The sequence below is a fragment of the Mesorhizobium sp. M1217 genome (assembly GCF_040318275.1).
Lineage (GTDB): Bacteria > Pseudomonadota > Alphaproteobacteria > Rhizobiales > Rhizobiaceae > Mesorhizobium.
The window spans coordinates 85,454-111,657 of the sequence record NZ_JAMYMA010000007.1 but is presented as its reverse complement, the minus strand read 5'-3'; the positions used below and the strand labels follow the sequence as shown (position 1 = coordinate 111,657).

Here is a 26,204-nt window from a genome sequence, read left to right as displayed (position 1 = left end):
GTTAACTGTCGAGCAGCGCCTGCAGCGTCTCGATGCGGTCGGCTTCGGCCGCCGGCTTGTCCCAGCGCAATCGTGAAATGCGGGGGAAGCGCATGGCGACGCCCGATTTGTGCCGCGTCGAGCGGTTGAGCCCTTCGAATGCCACCTCCAGTACGAGGCCTTGTCTGCGGTCGGCACGCACTGAGCGCACCGGGCCAAAGCGCTCGATCGTGTTGTCGCGGACATATTTGTCGATCTGCCTCAGTTCTTCGTCGGTGAAGCCGAAATAGGCTTTTCCCACCGGCACCAGCTCTTCCGATCCTTCCGGCCCGGACCAGACGCCGAATGTATAATCGGAATAGAAGCTCGAGCGCTTGCCGTGGCCGCGCTGGGCATACATCAGTACGGCGTCGACCGTGTGCGGATCGCGCTTCCATTTGAACCAGGGGCCCTTCGGCCGCCCGGCCACATAAGGCGAATCCCAGCGCTTCAGCATGACGCCTTCGATGACCGGATGCAGCGGCTTGCGGCGCAATTCCTCCAGCGCCTGCCAGTTGGTGAATTCGACCAGCGGCGACAGATCGAAGCGGCTCGGATCGAGTGTCCTCACAAAGGCCTCGAGCCGGCCGCGCCGTTCGCGGAAGGGAAGTCCGCGCACATCCTCGTCGCCGATCTGCAGCGCATCGTAGCAGCGCATGAAGGCCGGGTATTGCTGCTGGATCTTGGGTGACACGCTCTTGCGGTTCAGCCGCTGCTGCAGGTCCGAGAACGTGCCCGTCGCCTGCCTGGGGTCTCCGACCAAAAGCTCGCCGTCGAGGGCGCCGGAAAAATCCATCGCCTCAGCAAGATCGGGAAAGGCGCCGGAGACATCGTCACCGGTGCGCGAATAGAGCCGGCGAATGCCGCCTTCGCAAACCGCCTGGACGCGGATGCCGTCCCATTTCCATTCGGCCGCGTAGTCGGCCGGGTCGAGCTTTTCGAGGTCGCCGTCACCGACGGCATTCGACAGCATCACCGGCCTGAACAGCGCCAGCGCCGTCTTCCTGGGTTTTTCCGCTTTACCCTCCAGCCAGGCGAACAGCGCGATATAGGGCGGCGTCAGGCCGTGCCAGAGTTCCTCGATTTCGGCGATTTCGACCCTGCCGAAATCAGCGAGCGCCTGCTTGGCCAGCCGCGCCGAGACGCCGATGCGCAGGCCGCCGGTGACCAGCTTTATGATGGCAAAGCGCGCCGAAGTGCTGGCGCTGTCGAGCAGCCGGGCCAGCACCTGAGGCCCGTCCGAACGGCTCGCCGCCTGCAGCTTCGCCACCACTTCGGCCAGCGTCGGCTCGTGGTTCGCAATGTCGACCGGCGCTTGCGGCCAGACCAGCGACACGGTCTCGGCCAGGTCGCCGACATAGTCGTAGGAATAGCCGAACAGCACCGGATCCATGCGCTCGACGACCAGCGTGCGCAGCATCGCCGGCTTGACCGCGGCGATGGACAGATCGCCGGTGATGGCCGCCAGCGCCAGCCCGCGGTCAGGATCCTCGACGCTGCGGAAATAATCGGTCAAAAGCGTCAGCTTGCCGTTGCGCGACGGCGTCAGCACCAGCCGGTCGAGAAGCTCGGCGAAGCGGTTCATGGGAGGAGCGCCAAGGGGGGAAGCTTGCGATCCTTCGCGCCCCCCTCTGTCCTGCCGGACATCTCCCCCACGAGGGGGGAGATTGGATGTCGCCACTGGTTTCGCCAATCTCCAGCGTTGAGGGAACGAGCGCGGCGCCAAAGCTGCCGATCTCCCCCCTCGTGGGGGAGATGGCCGGCAGGCCAGAGGGGGGCGCGACAGAACGCCATACCGGCGATTTCCACCATCAATCGCCCTCGTCCTCATAGCCAACCAGATGCAGCGGCCTGGCGGCGATGCCTTCGAGTTCGCACCAGCGCACCAGCGCCTCCTCGCGGCCATGCGTCACCCAGATTTCCTCGGCGCCGGTCTCCTTGATCGTCGCTGTCAGCTCGTCCCAGTCGGAGTGATCGGAGATGATCAGCGGCAGCTCGACGCCGCCCTGTTTGGCGCGCTGGCGGATGCGCATCCAACCTGAGGCGAAGCACGACATCGGATCGGGAAAACGCCGCGCCCAGCGATCGGCGAACGCGGATGGCGGGCCGACGACGATGGCGCCGGCAAAGTCGCTTTTCGCGCCGCTCTCGACGGTCGCCGGTTCCAGTGTGCCGAGATCGATGTCCTGGCTCTGGAAATACTCGCTGAGCTTGGCCAGCGCGCCATGGATGTAGATCGGCTTTTCGTAGCCGGCATCGCGCAGCAGGCGCATGACGCGCTGCGCCTTGCCAAGCGCATAGGCGCCGACCAGATGCGTGCGTTCGGGAAACTGCTCGGTCGATTTCAGCAACCGGGCGATCTCTTCGCTATCGGGCGGATGGCGGAACACCGGCAGGCCGAACGTCGCCTCGGTGATGAAGACGTCGCATTTGAGTGGCTCGAACGGCTCGCAGGTCGCGTCCTTCTGGCGCTTATAGTCGCCGGACGCGACGATGCATGTGCCCTGATGCGCGACCTTGATCTGCGCCGAGCCCAGCACATGGCCAGCCGGGTGAAAGCTGACGGTGACGCCGTCGAGCGTGATCGTCTCGCCGAGCACGGCGGCTTGCGTCGTTCCGGCAAAATCTTCGCCGTAGCGCAGCCCCATGATGTCGAGCGTCTGCTGCGTCGCCATCACCGAGCGGTGGCCGGAGCGGGCATGGTCGGAATGGCCATGTGTGATCAGCGCCCGGTTGACCGGCCGCACCGGGTCGATGAAGAAATCGCCGGGCGGGCAATACAGCCCTTCCGGCCGGGGATGAAGCAGGTCGCTGGCGCGCATGGCCCCAAGATAGGCGCTAATTCCGGCGCGGGAAGCCTGTTGTAAGTCACTGCTGACTCCAGCATAGAGCGCAGGCCGGCCGCAAAACACCGGCGGAACCTGATCGCCATGAAACCGCTCCAGACTTCGTCCGGCGATCCGACCGCCGACCGCCGCGCCGACTATGCCGAAATGCTCCATGCGTCCGGCGATCATGCGGCAGCGTCGGAATTGCTGCTCGGCGCGCTCGAACTGGCGCCGCAATGGCCGGCCGGCTGGTTCCGCCTCGGTGAGATGCAGGAGGCGGCGGGCGCGCCCGATCTCGCCGCGCAGGCCTGGACGACGGCACTGCGGCTGGACCCGGCGGACAGGCTCGGCGCGGTGCTCAAGCTGCAATTGATCGGCAAGGCAGCGGCCGCCCAGGCGCCGCCCAGCGCCTTTGTCGAGACGCTGTACGACCACTATGCCGGAAGCTTCGAGGGTGAGCTGGTCGACAGGCTAGGCTATCGTCTGCCCGAATGTCTCGACCGAGCCATCCGGGCAGCACGGCCGGGCCGGTTTTCGCTGGTGCTCGATCTCGGCTGCGGCACCGACCTCATGGGCCAGAGACTGCGGCCGATCGCCGATCGGCTGGAGGGTTACGACATCTCGGCCGGCATGCTGAGGCAGGCGCGCGCCAAAGGCGTCTACGATCTGCTCGTCAAGACGGACCTGCAGGATTTTTGCTATTCAGGCCCGAAAGCCGATCTGGTGACGGCGGCAGATGTGTTCATCTATCTCGGCGCACTCGACAAGGTGGTGACCAAGATTGCCGGAATGCTTGCCGGCGGCGGTCTGTTTGCGTTCTCCGTCGAGACGCTCTCCGGCGGCGACCTATCTGGCAGCGGCGATTTCGCCTTGCAGCCGTCGCGCCGCTATGCGCATTCGCAAAGCTATGTAGAGCGGGTTCTGGACGCCAACGGCTTTTCGGTCCTGTCGCTGCAGGCAACGATTATCCGGCAGGATCGCCGCGAACCGGTCGAAGGGTTGGCCGTGATGGCAAGCTTGCTTTCCGGCAGCGTAAAATCTGGCTAAGACTCCTGCCGCTGCGCAAGAGAAGCCGCAACTGCGAAAGACAAGGAGCACGTTCATGCGCTGGAACATGATGGTCTTGGCATCTTGCCTGGCGATGGCCGGCTGCGTCGGCAATTCGATGTCCGAGCGGCAGGACGAAAACGTCCAGTCCTCGCTGCTATATGACAAGGTGCCTTGCGATCAATTGCTGGCGCAACGAAACGGCCTGGCGCAGCAATATCATTTGCCGGTGGACGCCAAGCCGTCCTTCTCCAACCCGGCGACGGGCTTCGGCCCGTTCACGCCGGACATGCGCTCAAAAGCCAAACGTGACGCCGACCAGGCAAGCGGCAAGATCGACGCCATGAACCGGTCGATCAGCCGCCGCGAATGCGGCAAGCCGGCCAGGCAGAACAAGCTCGGCCTGACCTGACCGGATCCTAGTCCGCCACCTTCCACTGCTCGCGCGAGGCGCTGGCGGGATAGACGCCAAGGATGCGCATTTCGCGCGAGAAAAAGCGCAACTCGTCGAGTGCCAGCTTCACCAGCGGATCGTCTGGATGGCCCTCTATGTCGGCGTAGAACAGCGTCGCTGTAAACGCGCCGAGCTGGTAGCTTTCCAGCTTGGTCATGTTGATGCCGTTGGTGGCGAAGCCGCCCATCGCCTTGTAGAGCGCGGCAGGCACGTTGCGGACGCGGAAGATGAAGGTCGTCATCATCTTGGCGTCGGCGGAGGGACGTTCGGCCCATTGCTTGTTCTTTGTCAGCACGACGAAGCGGGTGACGTTGCTGTCAGTGTCCTCGACATTCTCTTCGATGATGTCGAGCCCGTAGAGGGTCGAGGCCAGCGCCGGCGCCAGCGCGGCCATGGTGCGGTCCTTCATCGCGGCGACCATCTTGGCGGCGCCCGCCGTGTCGCCGGCAACCGTCGCCTTCCAGCCGTTCTTGCGGATGTATTTGCGGCATTGGCCGAGCGCGTGGATGTGGCTGTGCACGGTCCTGATCTCGTCGCGCCTGACGCCGGGCAGCACCATCAGCTGGAAGTGGATCGGCAGGAAATATTCGCCGATGATGTGCAGCTTCGATTCCGGCAAGAGGTGATGGATGTCGGCGACGCGGCCAGCAATGGTGTTTTCGATCGGGATCATCGCCAGATCGGCCTTGCCGGTCTCGACGGCGTTGAAGGCGTCCTCGAAGGTCGGGCACGGCAACGGCTCCATCGACGGGAACATGTTGCGGCAGGCGGTGTCGGAATTGGCGCCCGGCTCGCCCTGGAAGGATATTTTGTTGGTCTTTTCAGGCATGCGCAGAGTCTCGGGAATTGGGGGAAGAATTTCTTAGTTGGAAAGGAGTGCCCTGGCGCGTTCGAGATCGTCCGGCGTATCGACGCCAAGCGGCACCGACTGCACGATCTCCGCATCAATGCGCATGCCGGCCTCGAGCGCCCGCAACTGCTCCAGCCGCTCGCGGCGCTCCAGCGGCGACGGCCTCAACGCAACGAAGCGTTCGAGTGCGGCGCGGCGATAGGCATAGAGGCCGATATGATGGTAGAGCGGGCCTTCGCCCCAGGGGGCGGTGGCGCGGGTGAAATAGAGCGCCCTGAGCCGCGTCGCCGAGAGTGGCGAGCCGACCAGCTTGACGACGTTCGGATTGGTCTTTTCCTCGTCGCGGACGATCTCGACGCAGAGCGTGGCGATGTCGACCGCTGCGTTCTCGAAAGGCTTCAGCGCGGCGCCGATAACAAGGGGCTCGATGGTCGGCAGATCGCCCTGCACATTGACGATGGTCTCGACGCTGTTGCCAGGGTCGAGAATGGTCAGCGCTTCGAAGATGCGGTCGGAGCCGGTTTCGTGGTCCGCCCGCGTCATCACCGCCTCGAAACCATGCGCGCGCACCGCCTCCGCAACGCCTTGCGTATCGGTGGCGACGACGACCCGGCCGAGCCCGGCCTCGGCAGCACGGCGGGCGACGTGGACGATCATCGGAGTGCCGGCGATGTTGGCCAGCGGCTTGCCCGGCAGGCGGGTCGAGGCCATGCGGGCCGGGATCAGGATGAGGGTGGACATGAGGCGGGCAGGGGCTCGAAAAAGAGGAGGACAAAAGTGGCAAAAGGTCTCACTGGCAGCGCCCTTATAGGTGTTGCAACGCCGGAGCAAAAGACCTAGTTTCCGCGCGATTTGACCGCCTCGCAGGGTGGTTCACGATACCGACGGACGGAGTGGACGGATCGGTCCGCCGGAAAAGGGAGCCTGGGGCGTATGGATTCCAACGAAGTCAACAAGCTGCTCGCCGCTTTCCTCGGCACGGTGTTCATTGTCTTTTCCGTTGGCATCGTGTCCGACGCGCTGTTTGCCTCGCCGGCGCCGGAAAAGCCCGGCTTTGCCATCGAGGCGACCGAGCCTGCCGAAGGCGGCCCGGCCGCTCCCGCCGCGGAGGCCAAGCCGATCGCCGAGCTGCTGACCACCGCCAACGCCGAAGCGGGCGCCGCCGTCTTCAAGAAATGCCAGGCCTGTCATTCCGGCGAAAAGGGCGGCCCCAACAAGGTAGGCCCCGATTTGTGGGACATCATCGACCGTCCGGTCGCCGAGCATGAGGGCTTTGCCTATTCTGCCGGCATGAAGGAGTTCTCCAAGGGCGGCAGCGAGAAGTGGACCTACGACAACCTCAACCACTTCATCACCTCGCCGAAGAAGTTCGTGAAGGGCACGGCGATGGGCTTCGCCGGCCTGCCGAAGGATGAGGACCGCGCCAACGTCATCGCCTATCTGCGCACGCTGTCGGACAATCCGAAGCCGCTGCCGGCGCCCGGCGCCTCGGCCGAAAACGCGCCCGCCAAGCCGGCCGAAGGTGCAGCCCCTGCCAAGCCGGCAGAAGGCGCGGCGCCAGCCGCTCCGGCTGCACCCGCAAAATAACAAAACTGTAATGACATAATCCTTGAAAAAGCCGGGTTCAGCCCGGCTTTTTCGTTAGGAAAAATGCATATGCGACGACAAAGCCGCTCCGTTGCGGTTTTCAGCGCCGCCAAATGATCTAGATTGGGCCCAGACGCTATGGTGACGGCGCTATATATCGCGAAGAGGAGAACGCATGACGGTTGGCCGAGCGCGGACGCTTCTGAAATCGGTGCTTATGCTGGCTGCTTTTGCCGGCGGCCTGCAGGCGGCCCTCGCGGACGAATGGCGCACGACCTCGTCGCTGATCGGCGAATCCAAATATGGCGACAACTTCCAGCACTACGATTACATCAATCCGGATGCACCCAAGGGCGGCACGCTGAATTCGGTGGCGCCCGGCACGTTTGACAGCTTCAATCCCTACATCGTCCAGGGTTCTGCCGCCGCTGGCTTCGTCCCTTTTGGCGGCGGTCTGCTCTACGACACGCTAATGGAGCAGGCGACCGACGAAGGCAGCACCAGCCATTCGCTGGTCGCTGAAGCCTATAAATATCCGGCCGATTATTCCTCGGCGACCTACCGGCTCGATCCGCGGGCGAAGTGGCATGACGGCCAGCCGATCACCGTCGACGACGTGATCTGGTCGTTCCAGGTGCTAAAGGCCAACAGCCCGCAATACAGCCGTTATTTCGAGAACGTTACCGATGCGGTCGCAATCTCCGATCGTGAGGTCGAGTTCCATTTCAGCCAGAAGGGCAATCGCGAACTGCCCAAGATTCTCGGCGACCTCGTCGTACTGCCCAAGCACTGGTGGGATGGCACTGACGCCAACGGCAAGAAGCGCGACGTCACCCGGCCGACGCTGGAGCCGCCGCTGGGTTCGGCCGCTTACAAGATCGCCAGCTTCAAGCCAGGTTCGGAAATTGTATGGCAGCGCGTGCCTGACTATTGGGCCGCCAAGTTGCCGGTGAAGATCGGCCGAGAGAATTTCGACACGAAGCGGTACACCTACATCCTCGATGAGAATGCGGCTTGGCAGGCATTCACCAAGGGTGGGCTTGAGGACATCAACGCGGAAAACAGCTCCAGACGCTGGTCGACGGCGTATAACTTTCCCGCGATCAAGCAAGGCGACGTCATCAAGAGGGAGTTCAAGACCGAGTCGCCCGAGCCGATGCAGGGTTTCGCGCTTAATCTGCGACGTCCGCAGTTTCAGGATCGACGCATACGCGAGGCGTTGACCGACGTGCTCGATTTCGAAAGCATGAATCGTACGCTGTTCTTCGGTCTTAACACCCGCACGAGCAGCTATTTCCAGGGCACCAACCTGGCGTCCAGCGGCCTGCCGAAAGGCAAGGAGCTGGAGATTCTCGAGCAATATCGTGACAAGCTGCCGCCTGAAGTGTTCACCGAGGAATTCAAACTGCCGGTCCACGACACGCCGCAGGCGGAGCGTAAATACCTGAAGTCCGCGGTCGACCTGTTCGCCAAGGCTGGTTGGGTCATCAAGGGCGGCAAAATGGTCAATGCCCAAACGGGCCAGCAATTCAAGCTGGAGATCCTGGGACGGGACCCGACAGACGAAGTCATCGCAAATCCCTACGTCGATAATTTGCGAAAGATCGGTATTGATGCCGCACTTCGCATTGTTGACCCCAGTCAATATGTGAACCGCACCCGTAGCTTCGACTTCGACATGGTGACGGGGATCTTCCCACAGTCGGATTCGCCCGGCAACGAGCAACGCGACTTCTGGAGTTCAAAAGCCGCCGACGCACCTGGCTCACGCAATCTGATGGGCATTAAGGATCCGATTGTCGACGCGCTGGTCGACCGCGTTATCTACGCCACCGACCGCGACGATCTGGTTGCTGCCACCCATGCGCTCGACCGGGTGCTGTTGTGGAATTACTATGTCGTGCCGCAATGGCACAGGCCCGTGGTCTGGCTGGCCTACTGGAACAAGTTCGGCATGCCTGAAAAGCAGCCTGCCTATTTAGGCGTGGACACGGATTCCTGGTGGGTCGATCCGGTCAAGGAAAAGGCGCTGGCGGCAAAATACAAGAGTGGCAATTGATGGCGGCGCTGCCCCGTCGCGACTTCCTCGCCCTTGGCGGTGCAGCCGCGGCCGCAGCGCTGCTGCCCGGGCGGGCTTTCGCCGCGATCCCAACCGGCGTGAAACTGCACGGCCTGTCGGCCTTCGGCGATCTCAAATACGGACCGGATTTCGCGCATTTCGACTATGTCAATCCGGACGCGCCCAAGGGCGGCCGGATGAATTTCGCCCCGCCGAACGCTACCCTCAATCAGAGCTTTCTTACTTTCAACACGTTGAACTCGCTGGTGCTGAAGGGGGATTCGCCGCCGCGCACCGAGCTCTGTTTCGATACGCTGATGGCGAGGGCAGTCGATGAGCCGGATGCGGTCTACGGTCTGCTTGCCGAATCCGTTACCTTGTCGCAGGACCGCAACGGCTACCGCTTCAGCATGCGGCCACAAGCGCGCTTCCACGATGGCTCGCCGCTGACCGCCGAAGACATTGCCTTCGCCTTGAATCTCTACAAGGACCGGGGGCATCCGAACCTTTCCCAAGCGCTGCGGCATATGACGGATGCGGTCGCAATCGATCCGCTTACGGTCAATCTCACCTTCAACGGCAAACAGTCCGCGCAGAATATCCTCGCGATCGCCGTTATGCCGATCGTGTCGAAGGCCTTCTACACCGCCAATGATTTCGACGCCTCGACGTTAACCCCACCGCTTAGCTCCGGACCATACAGGGTGGGACGGGTGGTGGCCGGGCAGACTGTCGAATATGAACGCGTCGCCGACTATTGGGGCCGCGATCTGGCCGTGAACCGCGGGCTTAATAATTTCGACCGCATCCGTATCGATTTTTATCTTGACCGCCAGGCAGCGTTTGAAGCGTTCAAGAAAGGCGACACGCATTTTCGCGAGGAAGGTACCGCGCGGGTATGGGCGACCGGTTACGACTTTCCTGCGCTGAAGGACGGCAGGGTGGTCAAACGGGAATTTCCCGGCGAGAAATCGCCATCCATGCAGGCTGTCGCGCTGAACCAGCGCCGGCCGCAATTCCGCGACATACGCGTGAGACGCGCAATCGCCTATTGCTTCGACTTCGAATGGACCAAACGGGTGCTGTTTTTCGGCTCCTACGATCGCTCGCAATCGAACTTCGAACGATCGGATTACAAGGCCGAGGGCCTGCCCTCGCCCCAGGAATTGAAACTGCTGGAGCCGTTTCGAGCCGAGTTGCCGCCGGAGACCTTCGGCGAACCGGTGATACAACCTGTCTCCGACGGTTCTGGCCATGACCGCAAGCTGCTGCGCGAAGCGTCGAGATTGCTTGCCGAAGCCGGCTGGAAGCGAGCGGGCAAATTCGTCGTCAACGACAAAGGCGAGCGACTGCAGGTGGAAATGCTCGCCGAGGACGAGGGCCTCGTTCGCATCTTCGCCCCGTGGTCCGAGAATATGAAGGCGATTGGCATCGATGCTTCGATCCGGCAGGTCGATTCGACGCAATTCGAAGCGCGGCAAAGCAACTATGATTTCGATTTCAACCTTCTCCGATGGTCGATCGGGGCGACGCCCACCGCCGACGGCCTCGAGATACTCTACGATTCGCGGATGGCGAAGACGCCGGGGATGCGCAACTATCCGGGTACGGAAAGCAAAGCCATCGACGCGCTGATCGAGGCAGCCGGCAAGGCACAGAGCCGGATCGAGCTCGTCACCGCGCTCAAGGCGCTCGATCGGGCCTTGCGCGCACGGCTAGACTGGATTCCAACATATGACCTGGCGAATCACCGAGCGGCGTTCTGGGACATGTTCGGCATTCCCGCTCAAAAGCCGGATTACGACTTTCCGGTCGAGACGTCGTGGTGGTTCGACAAAGACAAGGCGGCAAAGATTGGCAAAGCCTGAGATTTTCCCACAAGCGAGGCAGAGAGCCTGATGGGCGCCTATATACTGCGCCGCATCCTGCTGATGATCCCGACCTTGTTCGGCATCATGGCGGTGTCCTTCGCCGTCATCCAGTTCGCGCCTGGCGGGCCGGTCGAGCAGGTCATCGCCAGGCTGACCAACCAGGGCGGCAGCGATCGCCTCGGTGGCGGCGGCGGTGATGCCGGCGGCGCCAATTTCGATGTGGCCGGCGACGTCGGCTCGAAATACCGCGGCGCGCAAGGGCTCGATCCGGAATTCATCAAGAAGCTGGAGAAGCAGTTCGGCTTCGACAAGCCGCCGCTCGAGCGCTTTGGCATGATGCTGTGGAACTATCTCCGCTTCGATTTCGGCGACAGCTACTTCCGCGACATTTCGGTGCTCGACTTGATCCTGGAAAAGATGCCGGTGTCGATCTCGATCGGGCTGTGGATCACGCTTTTGTCCTATCTGATTTCGATCCCGCTCGGCATCCGCAAGGCGGTCAAGGACGGCTCCACCTTCGACGTCTGGACCAGCGGCGTCGTCATCGTCGGTTACGCCATTCCAGGCTTCCTGTTCGGCATATTGCTGATGGTGCTGTTTGCCGGCGGCTCGTTCTGGGACTGGTTTCCGCTGCGCGGCATCACCTCCGACAATTGGGACCAGCTGTCGTGGCCGGCGCGGATCGTCGACTATTTCTGGCATATGACCTTGCCGCTGACCGCGCTGGTATTGTCGGCCTTCGCCACGACGACGCTTTTGACCAAGAATTCCTTCCTCGAGGAAATCCGCAAGCAATATGTCGTCACCGCCCGCGCCAAGGGCCTGTCGGAGCGGCAGGTGCTCTACGGCCACGTCTTCCGCAACGCCATGCTGATCGTCATCGCCGGTTTTCCCGGCGCCTTCATCTCGGCCTTCTTCACCGGCTCGCTGCTGATCGAGAACATCTTTTCGCTCGACGGCCTCGGTCTGCTCGGCTTCAACTCGGTGGTGCAGCGCGATTATCCGGTGGTCTTCGCCAATCTCTACATCTTCTCGCTGCTTGGCCTGTTCGTCGGGCTGCTGTCCGATCTGATCTATACCTGGGTCGATCCGCGCATCGACTTCGAGCGGAGAGACGTCTGATGGCGCAGGCCACAGCCGAAACGGCGCCGCCTCGGATCGCGCGGCCCTTTCTGTCGCCGCTCAACCAGCGCCGCCTGCAGAACTTCAAGTCCAACCGGCGCGGCTACTGGTCGTTGTGGATTTTCCTGTTCCTGTTCGTGCTGTCGCTGGTTTCCGAACTGATCGCCAACGACAAGCCGATCATCGCCTCCTACAAGGGCGAGATCCTGTTTCCGGTCCTGGTCGCCTATCCCGAGGAGAAGTTTGGCGGCTTCTATGCGGTCACCGACTACCGCGACCCGGTCATCCAGGACGAGATCAACGCCAATGGCTGGATGATCTGGCCGCCGGTGCGCTACTCCTATCAGACCGTCAACAACGCTATTCCCGAAGCAGCACCGACCAAGCCATCCTGGCTCTACGACAAGAAGACGCGCTGCAACCAGTATCCGAAAGGCGAGGCAGACCCCAACTGCAACGTCGGCAACTGGAACTGGCTGGGCACCGATGACCAGGCCCGCGACGTGCTGGCGCGCGTCATCTACGGCTTCAGGATCTCGGTGCTGTTCGGCCTGGTTCTGACTGCCGGCTCGGCGCTGATCGGCGTGGCGGCCGGCGCTCTGCAGGGCTATTTCGGCGGCTGGACCGACCTTCTGTTCCAGCGCTTCATCGAGATCTGGTCGGCGATCCCGGTGCTGTATCTGCTCTTGATCGTCGCCGCCATCCTGCCGCCCGGCTTCTTCATCCTGCTCGGATTGATGCTGCTGTTTTCCTGGGTGGCACTGGTCGGCGTGGTAAGGGCCGAATTCCTGCGCGCCCGCAATTTCGAATATGTCAATGCGGCGCGCGCGCTCGGCGTGTCCAATATCACCATCATGTTCCGGCATCTGCTGCCCAATGCCATGGTGGCGACTCTGACCTTCTTGCCCTTCCTGCTTAGCGGCTCGATTTCGACGCTGACCTCGCTCGACTATCTCGGCTTCGGCCTGCCGCCCGGCTCCGCCTCGCTCGGCGAGTTGTTGAAGCAGGCACAGCGCAATCTCAACGCGCCATGGCTCGGCATTTCCGGCTTCGTCGTCATCTCGCTGATGCTGTCGCTGCTGGTCTTCGTCGGCGAGGCCACCCGCGACGCTTTCGATCCGCGCAAGACGTTCAGATGAGAGCGATGCGGGCTGGCATTCGGCATGTTATATTCCGGCCGATATCGAGCGAACCCGGACCCATGACGGTGTTGGCGTCGGTTCAGTCCGTCAAGCCGCACGTCGGGGAAGGAAAGGGTTATGAATAAGGTCATCCTTGAACACTACCCGGCATCGAAGCTCCCGGATGAACTGCGAAGGGGCACAGCTCCGAGCGCCTCGGTCAAAGTGACAGTGGAAGAGGAGGCCAACAGGCCTCTTGGCCGCGAACAATTGCTTGAACTCATGCGGAATGCTCAGGCCAACGCGCCGGGAACAAGCCTCGACGAGGCTGTCGCGCGTGTTCGTGCCCTCCGCGATGAGTGGGAGGATTGATGGCTGCAGTCCGGCTTTATGTCGACACCAACATTTTCATCTATGCCTTTGAAAACAACGATGCGCTTGCAAAAAAACTGCTTCAGCTCATTTCACTGAACGACGGCAGAAAGCAGACCGCGGACACGAGATTGAAAGAGACCTATTCTATCGCACCAAATCGTCTCGTCCCCCCTCAAATGGCAATCAAAATTTCGATCATGCGACAGGAAATTTCCGCCTTGGACAGGGTTGTCGCGGAAGTTGAGCCATGACCGCCCCTCTCCTTTCCATACAAGACCTCAGCGTCGCCTTCACGCAAGGCGGCAACCAGTCGATCGCCGTCGACCATATTTCCTTCGACCTCGCCAAGGGCGAGACGGTGGCGCTGGTCGGCGAATCCGGCTCCGGCAAGTCGGTCACCGCGCTGTCGGTGCTGAAGCTGCTGCCCTATCCGACCGCCAGCCACCCCTCGGGAAAGATCCTGTTCCTCGGCGCCGACCTGCTGGCCACGGACGAGAGAGACTTGCGCCGTGTGCGCGGCAACAAGATCACCATGATCTTCCAGGAGCCGATGACTTCGCTCAACCCGCTGCACACGATCGAGCAGCAGATCGTCGAGGTGCTGAAATTGCACCAGGGCCTGGGGGATCGCACCGCCAAGGCGCGCACGCTGGAACTTCTGCACGAGGTCGGCATCCGCGAACCGGAGAAGCGGCTCGACGCCTATCCGCACCAGCTTTCCGGCGGCCAGCGCCAGCGCGTCATGATCGCCATGGCGCTGGCCAACGAGCCTGAACTGTTGATCGCCGACGAGCCGACGACGGCGCTCGACGTCACCGTCCAGGCGCAGATCCTCGAATTGCTCGCCGGCCTGAAAAGCCGCAAGAACATGTCGATGCTGTTCATCACCCACGATCTCGGCATCGTCAGGAAGATCGCCGACCGGGTCTGCGTGATGACCAAGGGCAAGATCGTCGAGACCGGCCCGACCAAGGAGATATTCGCCAATCCGCAGCACGCCTACACCCGGCATCTGCTTGCCGCCGAGCCGAAGGGCAAGCCGCCGGCGGCCAACCAGGCCGCCAAGCCAGTGATGGTCGGCAACGACGTCAAGGTCTGGTTTCCGATCAAGAAGGGCTTCTTCCGGCGCACCGTCGACAATGTGAAGGCGGTCGACGGCATCGACGTCACCGTGCGGGCCGGTCAGACGCTTGGCGTCGTCGGCGAATCCGGCTCAGGCAAGACGACGCTCGGCCTGGCGCTGGCCAGGATGATCTCGTCGACCGGGAATATCCAGTTCAACGGACGCGGCATCGATCAGCTATCCTTCAACGAAATGCGGCCGCTGCGGCGCGAACTGCAGATCGTCTTCCAGGATCCGTTCGGCTCGCTCAGCCCGCGCATGTCGGTCGCCGAGATCATCGAGGAAGGGTTGAAGATCCACGAGCCGAAACTGTCGCCCGATGAGCGCGACGAGCGTGTCGTCGACGTGCTGCAGGAAGTCGGCCTCGATCCGGCGACGCGCAACCGCTATCCGCACGAATTCTCCGGCGGCCAGCGCCAGCGCGTCGCCATCGCGCGCGCCATGGTGCTCAACCCGCGCTTCGTCATGCTGGACGAGCCGACCTCGGCGCTCGACATGAGCGTGCAGGCGCAGGTCGTCGACCTCTTGCGCAGCCTGCAGGCCAAGCACGACCTCGCCTATCTCTTCATCAGCCACGATCTGAGGGTTATCCGCGCGCTCGCCAATGAAGTCATCGTCATGCGCAATGGCAGGATCGTCGAAGCCGGACCTTCCGAACAGATTTTTGGCAACCCGCGGACCGACTATACAAAGGCGTTGATCTCGGCCGCCTTCAAGATCGAAACGGCGCCGGTCGGCATCGTTAGCGAGTAGATTTTCGCCAGAGATCATGCACAAAATCAAAACGCTGCCGCGCCCTTGCACGTCGGGACGCGAACGCTGTTGGTAAAAAGGAAAAACAATCCGCAATGGAAAAAGGCCGCATCCTGCTTGCCCTCACCGGTATTCATCCGCTGCGCTGGCGCGAACTGCTGTCGGCGGAGCGCGAAGTGGTGCTCGAGCCGAATGGCGCCGCCGATCCGTCGATCACCTATGCGGTGGTGTGGAAACAGCGGCCGAACCTGTTGTCGTCGCTGCCCAATCTGCGCGCCATCTTCTCGATCGGCGCCGGCGTCGACCACATCTTCGCCGATCCCACCTTGCCCGACGTACCGGTCGTCAAGGTGGTGGCCGACAACCTGACCCAGTACATGACCGAATACGTCGTCTGGCGGGTGCTCGACCACCATCGCCAGGGCATGCTCTACCGCGCCCAGCAGCAGAAGAAGATCTGGCACGAACCGCAGCAGCGGCCGGCCAGCGACATCTCGGTCGGCATTATGGGGCTCGGCACGCTCGGCCGCGCGGCGGCGTCGGTGCTGTTGTCGCTCGGCTTTCCGGTCAATGGCTGGTCGCGCAGCGATCGGCCGATGCAAGGTGTCTCGACTTATGCGGGCGAGGCCGGCCTGATCCCGTTCCTCAACGCTACCGACATCCTGGTGGTGCTTCTGCCGCTGACGCCGCAGACGCACGGCATCGTCAACCACGGCGTGCTGAAGGAGCTACGCAAGCGCAACGGTCTCGGCGGCTCGGTGCTGATCAATGCCGGGCGCGGCAGGCTGCAGAAGGACGCCGACATTTTGCGCGCGCTGGACGACGGCACGCTGAAGGAAGCCAGCCTCGACGTGTTCGAGGTCGAGCCGCTGCCGAAGACCAGCCCACTATGGAACCATCCTAAAGTGTTCGTGACGCCGCATGCGGCGGCAACTTCCGATCCGGTCCATCTGGCGCCGATCATGCTGCGCCAGATGGACGCCTTCGAGCGCGGCGAAGCGCTGGAAAATGTGGTGGACCGCGACGCGGGGTATTGATTTTTTGGAGCGCCGCTTCCCCGTCTCAGCCCCAGCCGAGCGGCACGTAGTCGATCTCCATAAACGCCTCGACCTCGGGGATCCAGCGGTCGCGGACGAAGGCGACGTGGTCGGGATGATCGTTGTAGCCGGAGTAAGCCCGCTGATCGGCGAACTCCATCGAGAAGCCGAAGCGGTACTCGTTCTTGGGGCTGACCTGCCGCAACTGCTCGAAATGCGTGACGCCCTTTATCGCCGTGAGGATCCTCTTGGCATCGGCGAGGAACCTTTTTTCCTCAAGCGAGTGCGGCGGGTGTTTTAGCGTGAACACGACGGTGTGACGGATCATTTTTTGCTCCTGCGATGTCTTCGTGTCACGCGCTGTCGGCCCAGGCGCGGATCAGGTTATAGGCGATCGCCCCTTTCGGCGGCGTCACCAGGCCGCCCGGATGTTCCCTGGCCAGCATCGACAGCACCTCGTCGCGAAAGAACCAGCGGCAGTCTTCCAGCTCGTTGAGGTCGGGGTGGATGTCGTCGTTGAGCGGTTCGCCGAAGCAGCCGATCATCAGCGAATAGGGAAACGGCCAGGGCTGGCTGGCGTGGTAGACGACGCGGCCGAGCCGGATGCCGGCTTCCTCCAGCGTTTCGCGGCGCACCGCCGCCTCGATCGTCTCGCCCGGCTCGATGAAACCGGCCAGCGCCGAATACATGCCGGGCCCGAAATGCCGGCCGCGGCCGAGCAGGCATTTTTCGGGCGTTGCCGTCAGCATGATCGCCACCGGGTCGGTGCGCGGAAAGTGCTCTGTGCCGCAGGCCGGGCAATGCCGCTTGTAGCCGCCGGCCCGCATCTCGGCTTCGGTGCCGCATTTGCTGCAGAAGCGATGGCTGGCATGCCAAGCGAGCAGCGCCGCCCCTTGCGCCAGCGCGCCGGCCGCCGCTTCGTCGATCAGCCCCTGCATATAGACCGAGCGATAGTCGATCGCCTTGATCGTCTCGGGAAGCTGCTCGGGCTCGACCGCCGCCGGCACCGCCAGCACCGGGCCGCTTTCCGAAAAACCGAGCAGGACGCCGTTTTCGAGCGATGCCTCGAGCGGCCGGCTTTCGGCCACGCCGAACCAGGGATCGAATGCGTCTTGCGCAAGCTTCAGATAGAGCCGGCCGCCATGCATCAGCAAAAGCCGAGTCGTCGGATCGGCGAGCGCCTTTTCGACGGAATCGTCGGCGCGGTTTTCGGATTGCCGGTCGATGATGTTGCCGGCGAAGCCGACGAACTGGCTCGGCTCGCGCAAGGGCGCGTCAAACAGGCTAAAGCTCATGCGGACTCGGGAAGGTTCAAGGTGGACACGGGAGAGGTTTATAGCGCTGCCTTGATCTTTTCCGCAAACTTGCGAAGGTCGGAGCGCTGGTAGGGCTCGCGCAGGCCGTGCCCCCACACCGGGCCGGGCCAGCCGGGATCGCCTTCCGAGCGCGCGATAACATGCACGTGCAACTGCCGCACGATGTTGCCGAGCGCGCCGGTGTTGATCTTGGTGCAGCCGGTCACCCGCTTCAGCGCCAGCGCCACCATGTTGGTCTCGAAGGTCAGCATCGCCTGGTCGAGCGGCGTCATGTCGTGGATTTCCTCGATGCCCGGCCGCTGCGGCACCAGCAGCAGCCACGGCCAGCGGCGGTCGTTCATGACGCGCAATTCGCACAGGCCGAGCCACATCAGCTGTTCGCTGTCGGCTTCCAGCTGAGCGTCAAGCGTGAATCCGGCCTTGAGGCCCGGCAGCATCGGCGTTTCCCTCGCATTTTGACGTTTTTTGAACTTTATCGACGCTAGAGCGGCTACCGGGGGGCCGCAAGGGGCAGCAAGCAACATTGGCCGTCGTGGCGCTGATTGTGCGCGAAGAACCGAGGACCAAGGCATTGCATCAGGTTGGCGCTGCCCCGCCGAGGTCGACAATTTTGACCGCAGCCACATTTTGTTCTTGCTTTGTGCCGGCAGCTATGCTACTAATCTCGCTATGGTGACTATTCGCGCCAACGACCCGCCCGCCGAGGCGGGTTTTTGCTTTCAGCTTTCGCCATCGCTCACGTCCTATCATCCGCACTTGCATTTCATCGCCGGATTGCCGATATGGAGGCCGGGAGGTTGGTGGTGGACGGTCCACTCGCCAACCGGGTCAGGTCCGGAAGGAAGCAGCCCTAACGAGCCCGGAACGGGTCATTGTTCCAGCCTCCCGCCTCTTCGCCTTTTGCCCCGACATTGACGGCGCCAAGCCGTGCGGGCGAAACTATGCGCAGGAATCGGCCGCCTCCAGTGGCAGCCCTTGGAGCTTAACGGGCGAATGAGCGAAGCCGGAAACGACGCCGGGAAATCGGACAAGCCTGCCGCCTATCGCGTGCTGGCGCGCAAATACCGACCGTCGAATTTCTCCGAGCTAATCGGCCAGGAGCCGATGGTCCGCACCTTGACCAATGCCTTTGCCACCGGCCGCATCGCCCAGGCGTGGATGCTGACCGGCGTGCGCGGCGTCGGCAAGACGACGACCGCGCGCATACTCGCGCGGGCCCTGAACTACAAAACATCGACCGTCGACCAGCCGTCCGTCGACCTTGCCGTGCTCGGCGAGCATTGCCAGGCGATCATGGAAGGCCGCCATGTCGACGTCATCGAGATGGACGCCGCCTCGCATACCGGCATCGACGACATCAGGGACATCATCGAACGCGTGCGCTACGCCCCGGTATCGGCGCGCTACAAGGTCTACATCATCGACGAAGTGCACATGCTTTCCAACCAGGCCTTCAACGGCCTGCTGAAGACGCTGGAAGAGCCGCCGCCGCACGTCAAGTTCATCTTCGCCACCACCGAAATCCGCAAGGTGCCGATCACCGTCCTGTCGCGCTGCCAGCGTTTCGACCTCAGGCGCATCGATGCGGCAATGATCAAGGCCGACCTTGCGAGGATAGCGGGTCTGGAGGGCATCGAAGTCGAAGACGATGCACTGGCGATGATCGCCCGCGCGGCCGAAGGCTCGATGCGTGACGCGCAGTCCATCCTCGACCAGGCGATCGCCCATGGCGGCGGCGCGGTCAGCGCCGAAGCGGTCCGCGCCATGCTGGGCCTGGCCGACCGTGCCCGCATCGTCGACCTGTTCGAACATGTCATGAAGGGCGACGTCGCCGCCGCGCTTGCCGAATTCCGTGCCCAGTACGATACCGGCGCCGATCCTGCCGCGGTGCTGACCGACCTTGCCGAGTTCAACCATCTGGTCACCCGTCTGCGCTTCGTGCCGGCTGCTGTCGACGACGCCTCGCTGTCCGAGGACGAGCGCCGGCGCGGCGCCGATTTCGCCAGGACGCTGTCGGTCAAGGTGCTGTCGCGGACATGGCAGATGCTTTTGAAAGGCATTCCCGAGGTGCAGACTTCCAACCGTCCAGTCAGCGCCGCCGAGATGGTGCTGATCCGGTTGGCGCATGCCGCCGACCTGCCGACGCTGGACGAGGCGCTGAGATCGCTGGAGAGCGGCGTTTCGCTGCCCGGCTCCGCGCCGCGCGCGAATGGCGCGCCGGCAAGCCCCGGCCCCGCAAGCCCCGGCCCCGCAAGCCATGGGCCTGCAAGCGGTGGTGCCGGTGCCGTGGCGCAGACGCGGATGCCGACGGCCAATGGCGGCGCGCAGTCGATGCGCCTGGTCGAGCCCGAGCCGGTGCCGACCAATTTCGTTGCTCCGCCGGGGCCGGTGGTCGAGGCGCCGCCGGTGCCGGTGAAGTCGCTAGCCGACATTGTCGCCCTTGCCGACGCCCAGCGCGACATGGCCTTCAAGGTGCTGGTGAAGCGTTGCGTGCGCCTGGTGCGCATCGAGCCCGGCCGTATCGACGTCAGCCTGACCGACGATGCGCCGAAGATGCTGCTCAACGATTTGACCGCCAAGCTGCGCGCCTGGACCGGCCGCAACTGGTTGGTGTCGCTGTCGAAGGAAGAGGGCGGCCAGACCTTGGCCGAGATGGAATCGACAAAGCGCGAAAATGCCTTCCTCGATGCCAAGAGCGATCCGACGGTCGCCGCCATCCTGGCGCGCTTTCCCGGCGCCAAGATCATCGACGTGCGCATTCCCGACGCGCCGGAAGCCGATGCGGCCGAGGGCGAAGTGCCGGTCGAGCCGCCGGCAGACGACGACGAAACCTGAAACAACCGGCACCAACTGCAAAGGACCGTGCGATGAAAGATCTTCTCGGCCTGATGGGCAAGGCAAAGGAAATGCAGGCCAAGTTCCAGGCCATGCAGGATGAGATCGCCACGCTGGAAGCCACCGGACAGGCCGGCGGCGGCCTGGTCAGCGTGACGCTGACCGGCAAATTCGAGATGAAGTCGTTGAAGATCGACCCGTCGCTGTTCAAGGAGGACGAGGTCGAGATTCTCGAGGATCTGCTTCTCGCTGCCCACAACGACGCCAGGACCAAGGTCGAGCAAACCATGCAGGAAAAGACCAAGGCGCTGACCGCGGGACTGCCGATCCCGCCGGGAATGAAACTGCCCTTCTAAGGCTAGTCAATCGGTATGCCGTTACAGTGGCCGAAGAGTGCAACAGCCAGTGCTTGCTCTTCCGCCGGCTGTGTCTATTAGGCAACTCCCCACACTTAATAACGCTTTAGCCATCTTTTTGCCTGAAAGTGTCTCATTCTTGCCGCAACCAGGGGCGGGCTGGCAGCAGAATGAGGGGACGCCTGTTGATCTCTACCCGATGGAAGACGCCGTTGCGGCTCGGCGTCGTTATCTCGCCGCTGTTTTTGGCTGCTTGCAGTCAGACCGCCTCGCACGGCATGTCCAGCCTGACCGATGCCATTACGCCGGGTTTCCTGAGCTCGCGCTCCTACAATTCCACGCCGAAGGAAAAGGAGTGCCTGGAGCGGGCAATGTTCTTCGAGTCCAACCGGTCGAGCCGTGACGGCATGATTGCGGTCGGCACGGTGGTGATGAACCGGCTGCGGTCCGGCAAGCATGGCAACACCATCTGCCAGGTCGTTGGCGAGCGCGGCCAATTCGCGCCGGGCGTCATGACGCGGCCGATGAATTCGAAGGCGATGCCCGATGTCGAGGAAGCCGCCGCGGCGGTGCTCAAGGGCGAGCGCAAAGCCAAGCTGAAGAACACGATGTACTTCCACACCGCCGGCCTGCGCTTCCCCTACAAGAACATGCACTACACCATGGTCGCCGGCGGCAATGCCTTCTATGAAAAGCGCGGCCGCAACTGGCAGCCGCTGCCGGACGAACCGGTGGTCGCCGTGGCCCAGGCCAAGCCGCAAGCGCCTGCCGCTCAGGCCATACTTGTCGCCTCGGCCGAGCCGGCGCGCGACGCCAAGCCGACATTCGCCAAGGCGACCTATGTGACCGCCGCCGCATCGCAGCCGGCAAAGCAGACAAGGGTGACTGCCGGGATGGCGACCCCGGAGAGGGCGGCCCCAGAGAAGCCCACCCAGGAGAAGCCGGTGCTGGTGGCGCTGCAAGAACCAATGCAGGAGCCCGATGCGGCCCGTTTCGGTGGGACCGCGAGCGCACGGCCTGTCACCTCCTTCGAGGCAGCGCCGGCAGAGCCGACAATGTCGTTCGAGGCGACGCCCGAGAACACCGACGCCATCGGCGCGATGATCGCCGGCCAGACCCGGCCGCTGGAAGAAAACTGAGACGGTCAACGTCGGCGCCGCCGCTCATCTGGCTGCCGCCATCTTCTCCCCGTATAGTGACGGGAGAAGGACGCTGTTGCCAAGGATTTCGCCAATTTCCGGCGTCGCAAAAAAAGGGACCGAGGTTGCGGTCAGCCCTTTCTCCCCGCCGCTATACGGGGAGAAATGCCCGGCAGGGCAATGAGGGGCGGCGCAAACCTAAAGCGATTGCCTCTTTGCGCATCGAACATCCCGCGCCTCAGCAGTGTTCCAAAACCCGTTGAAAAATCCTAGAGCCTGATCCATTCCGATAGATCGGAATGGGGCTCTATCGTCTTGTTTGACCATGATCTTTTCCGAAAACCGGTTTCCACTTTTCGGGATCATGGTCTAAACCGGTGCGATGTCGAAGCGAATCGCCGGTCCCGAGATCGAACGCCTGATCCAGTTGCTGGCCAAGGTGCCGGGGCTTGGCCCGCGTTCGGCACGCCGCGCCGCGCTCCACCTCATCAAGAAGAAGGAACAGCTGCTGGCGCCGCTCGCCGCCGCCATGGGCGAGGCGGTCGACAAGGTGCGCATCTGCTCGACCTGCGGCAACGTCGACACCTCAGACCCATGCATGATCTGCACCGACGCGCGTCGCGACCCCACCACGCTCATCGTCGTCGAGGACGTGGCCGACCTATGGGCGCTGGAGCGGGCGACCGCCATGAACGTGCGCTACCATGTGCTCGGCGGTACGCTGTCGCCGCTCGACGGCATTGGTCCTGATGAGCTCAACATCCGTTCGCTGGTCGATCGCGTCGCCGGCGGCGAAGTCAAGGAAGTGATCCTCGCCGTCAACGCCACGGTCGAGGGCCAGACCACCGCGCACTACCTCACCGACCAGCTTTCCGGCTTCGACATCAAGGTGACGCGCCTGGCGCATGGTGTTCCGGTCGGCGGCGAACTCGACTATCTCGACGAAGGCACGCTGGCCGCCGCGTTGCGCTCGCGAACCGCGTTTTGAGGCGAGTTGCGGGGAGGGTGCGGATGATGGCTGCTGCGCATTTTTTAAGGCGGGCACTCTGTCACACCCCCCTCTGTCCTGCCGGACATCTCCCCCGCAAGGGGGGAGATCGGCAGCGTCAATCTCGCCGCCAATCTTTCAACGTCGAAAATTGGCGGAAGCAGAGGCGACAGCCAATCTCCCCCCTTGCGGGGGAGATGTCCGGCAGGACAGAGGGGGGTGGGACGGATCGCTGCTTTCACAAAATAGCCGTCGCGTTTCTTCTCGCCGCACTTGCCGCCTTCCTCCTCGCCACCCCTGTCTCCGCGGCAAAAATCGACGACCAGTTCCGCGCCTGGCTTGGCAACGACCTCTGGCCCGAAGCCAATGCCAAAGGCATCTCCAGGAAAACCTTCGATGCCGCCTTCGACGGCGTCAAGCCGAACCTCAAGCTGCCCGACCTGGTGCTGCCGGGCGAGAAGGCGACGACGCCGCGGAAGCAGCATCAGGCCGAGTTCGGTTCGCCGGGCGCCTATTTCGCCGAAAAGATAGTTCGCGCGGTCACCGCCGGCGGCCGCACCCGCGAGGCGGCCAACGCTAGGACCCTTGCGGCGATCGAGAAGCGCTATGGCGTGCCCGGCGAAGTGCTGCTGGCGATCTGGGGCCGTGAGAGCGGCTTCGGTGCGGCAAAGCTGCCCTACGACGCCTTCGAGGTGCTGGGCACCAAGGCGTTCATGTCGACGAAGAAAGAATTCTTCCGCACCGAGCTGCTGGCGGCGCTCGAGATCGTCGAGCGCGGGCTTGCCCCGGTCGGCGCGATAAAATCGTCCTGGGCCGGTGCGCTCGGTCAGCCGCAGTTCATGCCGACGTCGTTTCTGAAGCATGCCGTCGATTTCGATGGCGACGGCCGCACCGACATCTGGAATTCGAGGCCCGACATACTGGCGTCGATCGCCAATTATCTCGTGCATTATGGCTGGGTCAGGGGCCGCGGCTGGGGCTTCGAGGTGACGATACCGGACAGCGTCTCGTGCTCGCTCGAAGGTCCCGACCAGGGCAAGAAGATTTCGCAATGGGCTGATATGGGTATCAGGCGTGTGTCGGGTAAACCATTCCCGGCGAGTGAACTGAAGGCAGAAGGTTTTCTTTTGATGCCGGCCGGGCGCAGCGGCCCGGCCTTCATCGTGACCCCCAATTTCTACGTGCTGAAGCAGTACAACACCAGCGATCTCTATGCCCTGTTCATCGGCCATGGCGCCGATCGCATCGCCCATGGCGACAGCAATTTCTCGGGCAATTGGGGCGCGGTCGGCGGGCTCTACCGCTCCGACATCGCCGCCCTGCAGCGGGCGCTGGAGGCAAAGGGTTATGATGTCGGCAGCGCCGACGGCCTGCCCGGCTTCAAGACGCGCCGCTCGATCGGCAAATGGCAGGCCAGAAACGGCCGTTCCGCTACCTGCTTTCCCGACGCCGACCTGGTTACCGCGCTGAAATAGCCGGGTTTTCGCACCGCCGGTCTGGCCCAATCGACCGTTCTGCAAATGCTCGTTGCCGCGCTCGAAACCGCCGGATATGGTGAGCCGGAACTGCACAAAAATTGCCAAGACAATGGTCCGGGGATCACCGTTCGACGCGGCAAGAAAATGCCACAACCCTGAGCCGGGAACTCAGGTCAACAATAACAGGGAACAGTTAAAATGATGATGGAAAAGTTTGCTCTACGCTCCCGCTTCTTGCTCGCGGGCGCGGCCATGTCCGCGCTGCTTCTGGCCGCTGCGCCTGCCTTCGCGGTCACGCCCGCCGACACGCTGGTCGAAGGTTTCGCCATCGACGACATCATCTCCATGGATCCGGGCGAGGCATTCGAATTGTCGACCGCCGAAATCACCGGCAACACCTACGATCTTCTGGTGCGCCTCGACCTCAGCGACACCTCCAAGGTCAAGGGCGATCTCGCGGAAAGCTGGAGCGTCTCCGACGATGGCCTGACCTACACATTCAAGCTCAAGCCCGGCCTCAAATTCGCTTCCGGCAATCCGATCACGGCGGCGGACGTCGCCTATTCGTTCGAGCGCGCGATCAAGCTCGACAAGAGCCCGGCCTTTATTATCGGCCAGTTCGGCATCGATGGCGGCAACGTCACCGAGAAGGCCAAGGCTGTTGATGATACGACGTTCCAGTTCACCGTCGACAAGGCCTATGCGCCGAGCTTCGTGCTGAACTGCTTGTCGGCGACTGTCGCCTCGGTCGTCGACGCCAAGCTGGTCAAGGAGCATGTCGCCGCGGTCACGCCCAGCGCCGACTACAAATGGGACAATGACTTCGGCAATGCCTGGCTGAAGACCGGCTATGCCGGCTCCGGCGCCTTCAAGTTGCGCGAATGGCGGGCCAACGAGGCCGTTGTTATGGAGCGCAACGACAATTACTACGGCGAGAAGGCCAAGCTTGCCCGTGTCATCTATCGCAACATGAAGGAAAGCTCGGGCCAGCGCCTGGCGCTGGAAGCCGGCGATATCGACGTCGCCCGCAATCTCGAGCCGAACGACCTCGACGCGATTGCCAAGAATGCCGACCTCACCACCACCTCAGCCCCCAAGGGCACGGTCTTTTACATCAGCCTCAATCAGAAGAATCCGAACCTCGCCAAGCCCGAGGTTCGCCAGGCCTTCAAATATCTTGTCGACTATGATGCATTGAGCTCGACCATCCTCAAGGGCATCGGCGAGATCCATCAGACCTTCCTGCCCAAGGGCGTGCTCGGCGAGTTGGACGAGAATCCGTTCAAATTCGATGTCGCCAAGGCCAAGGAACTGCTTGCCAAGGCGGGTCTCGCCGACGGCTTCAGTGTCACCATGGACGTGCGCAGCAGACAGCCGGAGACAGGCATGGCCGAATCGATCCAGCAGACGCTGGGACAGGCCGGCATCAAGCTGGGGATCATCCCCGGCGACGGCAAGCAGACGCTGACCAAATACCGCGCCCGAAACCACGACATCTATATCGGCCAGTGGGGCCAGGACTATTTCGACCCGAATTCCAATGCGCAGACCTTTGCCAGCAACCCGGACAATTCGGATGAAGGCAAGACCAAGACGCTGGCCTGGCGCAACGCCTGGGACATCCCGGACCTGACCAAGCAGACCGAAGCCGCCCTGCTCGAGAAGGACGCGGCCAAGCGCGCCGCAATGTACCAGGATCTCGAGAAGAAGATCCTCGATACCAGCCCGTTCGTCATCATCCACCAGCAGCTGGAAGTGGCCGGCCTGCGCAAGAACCTCAAGGGTTTTGCGCTCGGCCCGAGCTTCGACACCAACTTCGTCGGCCCCGTCTCGAAGGAGTGACGCCG

Annotated in this window: 24 protein-coding genes and 1 other RNA gene; 18 read left to right on the top strand and 7 right to left on the bottom strand. The window is 62.8% G+C overall.

The window, feature by feature from the left end; translation table 11 throughout:
- Position 1: 1 nt before the first annotated feature.
- A complete protein-coding gene (locus NKH37_RS14180) occupies positions 2-1,603 on the bottom strand; it encodes a cisplatin damage response ATP-dependent DNA ligase (RefSeq protein ID WP_352548794.1) in 1,602 nt (533 codons plus the stop codon).
- A gap of 226 nt (positions 1,604-1,829) precedes the next feature.
- Entirely contained in the window at positions 1,830-2,840 is a 1,011-nt protein-coding gene (locus NKH37_RS14175; RefSeq protein ID WP_352857398.1) for a ligase-associated DNA damage response exonuclease, read from the bottom strand.
- Positions 2,841-2,948: 108 nt separating this feature from the next.
- Here NKH37_RS14175 and NKH37_RS14170 point away from each other — a divergent pair, with 108 nt between their 5' ends.
- Both NKH37_RS14170 and NKH37_RS14165 read left to right on the top strand, forming a co-directional pair.
- Entirely contained in the window at positions 2,949-3,893 is a 945-nt protein-coding gene (locus NKH37_RS14170) for a class I SAM-dependent methyltransferase (protein WP_353005295.1), read from the top strand.
- 55 nt (positions 3,894-3,948) lie between these two features.
- The gene (locus NKH37_RS14165) at positions 3,949-4,305 is read left to right on the top strand and encodes a hypothetical protein (protein ID WP_352548791.1); all 357 of its coding nucleotides are present in this window, start codon (positions 3,949-3,951) and stop codon (positions 4,303-4,305) included.
- A gap of 7 nt (positions 4,306-4,312) precedes the next feature.
- Here the strand turns inward: NKH37_RS14165 and NKH37_RS14160 are convergent, their stop codons facing one another.
- Positions 4,313-5,176, bottom strand: coding sequence for a prephenate dehydratase (locus NKH37_RS14160; protein ID WP_352548789.1), 864 nt, complete (start codon positions 5,174-5,176; stop codon positions 4,313-4,315).
- 33 nt (positions 5,177-5,209) lie between these two features.
- Positions 5,210-5,938, bottom strand: coding sequence for a 3-deoxy-manno-octulosonate cytidylyltransferase (locus NKH37_RS14155; RefSeq protein WP_352493745.1), 729 nt, complete (start codon positions 5,936-5,938; stop codon positions 5,210-5,212).
- A gap of 192 nt (positions 5,939-6,130) precedes the next feature.
- Between NKH37_RS14155 and NKH37_RS14150 the strand changes: the two genes are divergently transcribed.
- The 9 genes from NKH37_RS14150 to NKH37_RS14110 all read left to right on the top strand — a co-directional run bounded on the left by NKH37_RS14150 (position 6,131) and on the right by NKH37_RS14110 (position 16,245).
- Positions 6,131-6,784, top strand: a complete 654-nt coding sequence (locus NKH37_RS14150) for a c-type cytochrome (RefSeq protein WP_352483264.1) — start codon at positions 6,131-6,133, stop codon at positions 6,782-6,784.
- Positions 6,785-6,959: 175 nt separating this feature from the next.
- Positions 6,960-8,843: an extracellular solute-binding protein gene (locus NKH37_RS14145; protein WP_353041095.1), complete on the top strand. Its 1,884-nt coding sequence runs from the start codon at positions 6,960-6,962 to the stop codon at positions 8,841-8,843.
- Positions 8,843-10,711, top strand: coding sequence for an extracellular solute-binding protein (locus NKH37_RS14140; protein ID WP_352791800.1), 1,869 nt, complete (start codon positions 8,843-8,845; stop codon positions 10,709-10,711). The genes NKH37_RS14145 and NKH37_RS14140 overlap by 1 nt, the downstream gene beginning before the upstream one ends.
- 30 nt (positions 10,712-10,741) lie before the next feature.
- Complete coding sequence (locus tag NKH37_RS14135; RefSeq protein ID WP_352488119.1) at positions 10,742-11,836, top strand: microcin C ABC transporter permease YejB; 1,095 nt, start codon at positions 10,742-10,744, stop codon at positions 11,834-11,836.
- Positions 11,836-12,975: an ABC transporter permease gene (locus NKH37_RS14130; protein ID WP_352640535.1), complete on the top strand. Its 1,140-nt coding sequence runs from the start codon at positions 11,836-11,838 to the stop codon at positions 12,973-12,975. The genes NKH37_RS14135 and NKH37_RS14130 overlap by 1 nt, the downstream gene beginning before the upstream one ends.
- A 120-nt stretch (positions 12,976-13,095) precedes the next feature.
- The gene (locus NKH37_RS14125; protein ID WP_352493748.1) at positions 13,096-13,329 is read left to right on the top strand and encodes a hypothetical protein; all 234 of its coding nucleotides are present in this window, start codon (positions 13,096-13,098) and stop codon (positions 13,327-13,329) included.
- A complete protein-coding gene (locus NKH37_RS14120) occupies positions 13,329-13,583 on the top strand; it encodes a hypothetical protein (RefSeq protein ID WP_352918004.1) in 255 nt (84 codons plus the stop codon). The genes NKH37_RS14125 and NKH37_RS14120 overlap by 1 nt, the downstream gene beginning before the upstream one ends.
- Entirely contained in the window at positions 13,580-15,208 is a 1,629-nt protein-coding gene (locus NKH37_RS14115) for an ABC transporter ATP-binding protein (RefSeq protein WP_352918006.1), read from the top strand. The genes NKH37_RS14120 and NKH37_RS14115 overlap by 4 nt, the downstream gene beginning before the upstream one ends.
- 95 nt (positions 15,209-15,303) lie before the next feature.
- A complete protein-coding gene (locus NKH37_RS14110; protein WP_352493750.1) occupies positions 15,304-16,245 on the top strand; it encodes a 2-hydroxyacid dehydrogenase in 942 nt (313 codons plus the stop codon).
- Between the two features lie 25 nt (positions 16,246-16,270).
- Here the strand turns inward: NKH37_RS14110 and NKH37_RS14105 are convergent, their stop codons facing one another.
- The 3 genes from NKH37_RS14105 to NKH37_RS14095 are packed head-to-tail and all read right to left on the bottom strand — an operon-like array spanning position 16,271 to position 17,998.
- On the bottom strand, positions 16,271-16,573 hold the full coding sequence (locus tag NKH37_RS14105; protein ID WP_352483257.1) for a Dabb family protein: 303 nt from the start codon (positions 16,571-16,573) through the stop codon (positions 16,271-16,273).
- 25 nt (positions 16,574-16,598) lie between these two features.
- Complete coding sequence (gene nudC / locus NKH37_RS14100; protein WP_352918008.1) at positions 16,599-17,540, bottom strand: NAD(+) diphosphatase; 942 nt, start codon at positions 17,538-17,540, stop codon at positions 16,599-16,601.
- A 38-nt stretch (positions 17,541-17,578) separates the two neighbouring features.
- On the bottom strand, positions 17,579-17,998 hold the full coding sequence (locus NKH37_RS14095; protein WP_023676868.1) for an HIT family protein: 420 nt from the start codon (positions 17,996-17,998) through the stop codon (positions 17,579-17,581).
- A gap of 355 nt (positions 17,999-18,353) precedes the next feature.
- On the opposite strand from NKH37_RS14095, the gene ffs reads away from it, so the two are divergent.
- The 7 genes from ffs to NKH37_RS14060 all read left to right on the top strand — a co-directional run bounded on the left by ffs (position 18,354) and on the right by NKH37_RS14060 (position 26,199).
- Positions 18,354-18,450, top strand: an RNA gene (gene ffs, locus NKH37_RS14090) — signal recognition particle sRNA small type.
- Between the two features lie 104 nt (positions 18,451-18,554).
- On the top strand, positions 18,555-20,396 hold the full coding sequence (locus NKH37_RS14085; RefSeq protein ID WP_352815777.1) for a DNA polymerase III subunit gamma/tau: 1,842 nt from the start codon (positions 18,555-18,557) through the stop codon (positions 20,394-20,396).
- A 32-nt stretch (positions 20,397-20,428) separates the two neighbouring features.
- On the top strand, positions 20,429-20,752 hold the full coding sequence (locus NKH37_RS14080; protein WP_023719593.1) for a YbaB/EbfC family nucleoid-associated protein: 324 nt from the start codon (positions 20,429-20,431) through the stop codon (positions 20,750-20,752).
- Between the two features lie 185 nt (positions 20,753-20,937).
- Entirely contained in the window at positions 20,938-21,891 is a 954-nt protein-coding gene (locus NKH37_RS14075) for a cell wall hydrolase (protein ID WP_023719592.1), read from the top strand.
- A gap of 382 nt (positions 21,892-22,273) precedes the next feature.
- Entirely contained in the window at positions 22,274-22,879 is a 606-nt protein-coding gene (gene recR, locus NKH37_RS14070) for a recombination mediator RecR (RefSeq protein WP_023719591.1), read from the top strand.
- A 197-nt stretch (positions 22,880-23,076) separates the two neighbouring features.
- On the top strand, positions 23,077-24,354 hold the full coding sequence (locus NKH37_RS14065) for a lytic murein transglycosylase (RefSeq protein WP_353005293.1): 1,278 nt from the start codon (positions 23,077-23,079) through the stop codon (positions 24,352-24,354).
- Between the two features lie 201 nt (positions 24,355-24,555).
- Positions 24,556-26,199 carry an ABC transporter substrate-binding protein gene (locus NKH37_RS14060; protein ID WP_353005292.1) on the top strand — a complete coding sequence of 548 codons (1,644 nt, stop codon included), beginning with the start codon at positions 24,556-24,558 and terminating at the stop codon, positions 26,197-26,199.
- The last annotated feature ends 5 nt before the right edge of the window (positions 26,200-26,204 follow it).

Excerpts from the sequence above, each read along its gene's own strand:
- NKH37_RS14135 (WP_352488119.1), top strand. The coding sequence starts at position 10,742 with ATGGGCGCCTATATACTGCGCCGCATCCTGCTGATGATCCCGACCTTG.
- NKH37_RS14155 (WP_352493745.1), bottom strand. The coding sequence starts at position 5,938 with ATGTCCACCCTCATCCTGATCCCGGCCCGCATGGCCTCGACCCGCCTG.
- NKH37_RS14120 (WP_352918004.1), top strand. The coding sequence starts at position 13,329 with ATGGCTGCAGTCCGGCTTTATGTCGACACCAACATTTTCATCTATGCC.
- NKH37_RS14145 (WP_353041095.1), top strand. The coding sequence starts at position 6,960 with ATGACGGTTGGCCGAGCGCGGACGCTTCTGAAATCGGTGCTTATGCTG.
- NKH37_RS14110 (WP_352493750.1), top strand. The coding sequence starts at position 15,304 with ATGGAAAAAGGCCGCATCCTGCTTGCCCTCACCGGTATTCATCCGCTG.
- NKH37_RS14140 (WP_352791800.1), top strand. The coding sequence starts at position 8,843 with ATGGCGGCGCTGCCCCGTCGCGACTTCCTCGCCCTTGGCGGTGCAGCC.
- NKH37_RS14125 (WP_352493748.1), top strand. The coding sequence starts at position 13,096 with ATGAATAAGGTCATCCTTGAACACTACCCGGCATCGAAGCTCCCGGAT.
- NKH37_RS14175 (WP_352857398.1), bottom strand. The coding sequence starts at position 2,840 with ATGCGCGCCAGCGACCTGCTTCATCCCCGGCCGGAAGGGCTGTATTGC.
- recR (WP_023719591.1), top strand. The coding sequence starts at position 22,274 with ATGTCGAAGCGAATCGCCGGTCCCGAGATCGAACGCCTGATCCAGTTG.
- NKH37_RS14080 (WP_023719593.1), top strand. The coding sequence starts at position 20,429 with ATGAAAGATCTTCTCGGCCTGATGGGCAAGGCAAAGGAAATGCAGGCC.
- NKH37_RS14085 (WP_352815777.1), top strand. The coding sequence starts at position 18,555 with ATGAGCGAAGCCGGAAACGACGCCGGGAAATCGGACAAGCCTGCCGCC.
- NKH37_RS14130 (WP_352640535.1), top strand. The coding sequence starts at position 11,836 with ATGGCGCAGGCCACAGCCGAAACGGCGCCGCCTCGGATCGCGCGGCCC.
- NKH37_RS14095 (WP_023676868.1), bottom strand. The coding sequence starts at position 17,998 with ATGCTGCCGGGCCTCAAGGCCGGATTCACGCTTGACGCTCAGCTGGAA.
- NKH37_RS14105 (WP_352483257.1), bottom strand. The coding sequence starts at position 16,573 with ATGATCCGTCACACCGTCGTGTTCACGCTAAAACACCCGCCGCACTCG.
- NKH37_RS14165 (WP_352548791.1), top strand. The coding sequence starts at position 3,949 with ATGCGCTGGAACATGATGGTCTTGGCATCTTGCCTGGCGATGGCCGGC.
- NKH37_RS14060 (WP_353005292.1), top strand. The coding sequence starts at position 24,556 with ATGATGATGGAAAAGTTTGCTCTACGCTCCCGCTTCTTGCTCGCGGGC.
- NKH37_RS14115 (WP_352918006.1), top strand. The coding sequence starts at position 13,580 with ATGACCGCCCCTCTCCTTTCCATACAAGACCTCAGCGTCGCCTTCACG.
- nudC (WP_352918008.1), bottom strand. The coding sequence starts at position 17,540 with ATGAGCTTTAGCCTGTTTGACGCGCCCTTGCGCGAGCCGAGCCAGTTC.
- NKH37_RS14065 (WP_353005293.1), top strand. The coding sequence starts at position 23,077 with ATGTCCGGCAGGACAGAGGGGGGTGGGACGGATCGCTGCTTTCACAAA.
- NKH37_RS14160 (WP_352548789.1), bottom strand. The coding sequence starts at position 5,176 with ATGCCTGAAAAGACCAACAAAATATCCTTCCAGGGCGAGCCGGGCGCC.
- NKH37_RS14170 (WP_353005295.1), top strand. The coding sequence starts at position 2,949 with ATGAAACCGCTCCAGACTTCGTCCGGCGATCCGACCGCCGACCGCCGC.
- NKH37_RS14150 (WP_352483264.1), top strand. The coding sequence starts at position 6,131 with ATGGATTCCAACGAAGTCAACAAGCTGCTCGCCGCTTTCCTCGGCACG.
- NKH37_RS14180 (WP_352548794.1), bottom strand. The coding sequence starts at position 1,603 with ATGAACCGCTTCGCCGAGCTTCTCGACCGGCTGGTGCTGACGCCGTCG.